Below are 1,971 nucleotides of genomic sequence, written 5' to 3' on the forward strand. Positions count from 1 at the left end.
CTTTGCTCGACAAGATGGCGTTATCTAGCAAAAAGCTGATGCTCTTTTTAGTAAATTTGCCGTATTTGCCAAAGTTTTCAAATTTTATGATGATGCTTAGCACGCCAGCAAGCACCAGACCACCGATGCTATCAATCACATTTAGCCCAACTGCGGTCTTTGTCACGAAAGCAACTAGCCCTGTTGCATTTACGGCAAGCAAAATTTTGTTTAAATTTGAGCTATAAATTTGGCTAATGCCCACCACAAATATCCAGACAAATACGATAAGCGAGAGCCAAACGCCAAGGCTGATAAATGGATCAACAAAGGGCATAAAAGCGCAAGAAAGCACGATGTAAAGAAGCAAAAAGGCAAATTTACTCCTATCTTTGCACTCAAGCTCGCCAAGAAAAAATATACCCATCGTGATATTTACAGCCATGATAGCGCCGCTTAGATGAAAGAAGTAAAAGCACAAAAAGCAGTTAAAAGCGATAGTCGTGGCAGCTTTTAGCGAGTAGATGAGCTGGAAATTTGCAGGGTCGTAGTAGTGGATGAAGCTTTTAAATTTCTTAATTATTTCCATTGACGCTCTTGCATATTGTTTAAAATTTGATTTTTATAACGCAAATTTTCAAGCTTTATGCTAAGAGCTCTGTTTTCTTCAAGAAGCATATCTCGTTTGCCGCTGATATCGGCGATATCTCTACTTATATAATAAATTTGATTTGCTATGTAAATTTTTGGCAAAAATAGAGCCAGCGCTATAAAAACCGCAAGATAGACCATCACTAGCGTCTTAAAGCTTAAATTTACCTCACGTTTTTGCTCCTCGTCGTGAAGTGTTAGCAGCTCTTCTTTTTCTTGCATCTTTATCCTTTTATCTTAAAAACACGCAGTTTTGCGCTCTTACTTCGTGAGTTTTGTGCTAGCTCACTTTGGCTTGCCGTTAGTGGCTTTTTGGTTAAAATTTCGCCCAGTTCGTGGTTATTTCCGCACTCACATCTATAGACGCCAGGCGGGCAGATACAGCTATTTGCCCACTTTTTGAAGCGCTCTTTTACGATCCTATCTTCAAGCGAGTGAAATGTAATAATCGCCACCAAGCAATCCTTAAAACCGCCCTTTTCTATACTATCAAGCAAATTTGTTAGCTCATCTAGCTCGCCATTTACCTCTATCCTGATCGCCTGAAAAGCTAGTATCGCAGGGCTAATGCCACGCCCTTTTATCTGAGCTGTGCCTATTATATTTGCAAGCTCTTTTGCGCTCGTTATCTTGCCTAAATTTCTAGCATTTATTATCTTATTTGCAACCCCAGCAGCATTTTTTAACTCGCCATAATCCCTAAAAATCCTAACTAACTCATCAAACGAGTAGTCATTTACAACGTCATAAGCGCTAAATCCTCGCTCTTTATCCATGCGCATATCAAGCGTGCTTGAGCCAAGGCTAAAGCCTCTATCATCTTTATCTATCTGCAGCGAACTAACACCAATGTCAGCTAAAATCCCTCTAACATTTGAAATTTCATCGCTGCTAAGTTTGCTAATAAGCTCAGAAAAATTGCTCTTATAAATTTTCACTCTGCTGCCAAATGGCTCAAGTTTTTTGAGCGAGAAATTTATAGCTTCGATGTCTTTGTCGCAAGCGATCAAATTTAAATTTTCATTTTGAGACAAAATGGCACTAGAATGTCCAGCATATCCAAGCGTGCAATCTATAAAATTTCCACGCAGGTCTTTAAAAAATGATAAAACTTCGTCAAGTAAAACGCTAATATGCGGACTTTGCAACACTGCCTCTTTAATGAAATTAGTGTGAAAATTTATCGAAATTTTACTTAAAAAGCTATCATTACATAAAATTTTACACAAATTTTAAGATAGCTTAAATATAATCACCCAAACACAGGAGAAAATATGGAGCTAGAACACTCAATAAACGCTGTCTCTTATACACATCTCCGAGCCCACGAGACCGTACTAG

The 1,971-nt window shown here is 38.4% G+C and carries 2 protein-coding genes and 1 pseudogene; all 3 read right to left on the reverse strand.

Going from position 1 to position 1,971, the window contains the following annotated elements; genetic code table 11:
• Window positions 1–568 (reverse strand): annotated as a pseudogene (locus tag Q0296_RS06250) (hypothetical protein); the annotation flags it as partial.
• Entirely contained in the window at window positions 559–852 is a 294-nt protein-coding gene (locus Q0296_RS06255) for a hypothetical protein (protein ID WP_002940285.1), read from the reverse strand. The pseudogene Q0296_RS06250 and the gene Q0296_RS06255, both read right to left, overlap by 10 nt.
• Before the next feature lie 2 nt (window positions 853–854).
• Window positions 855–1,778 (reverse strand): 16S rRNA (cytosine(1402)-N(4))-methyltransferase RsmH, encoded by a 924-nt coding sequence (rsmH, locus tag Q0296_RS06260; protein ID WP_298038148.1) that lies wholly within the window; start codon window positions 1,776–1,778, stop codon window positions 855–857.
• Window positions 1,779–1,971: the final 193 nt, after the last annotated feature.

Origin of the sequence: uncultured Campylobacter sp. (genome assembly GCF_937890585.1) — a bacterium.
GTDB lineage: Bacteria > Campylobacterota > Campylobacteria > Campylobacterales > Campylobacteraceae > Campylobacter_A.

Coding starts and splice junctions, on each gene's coding strand:
- Q0296_RS06255 (WP_002940285.1), bottom strand. CDS start 852: ATGCAAGAAAAAGAAGAGCTGCTAACACTTCACGACGAGGAGCAAAAA.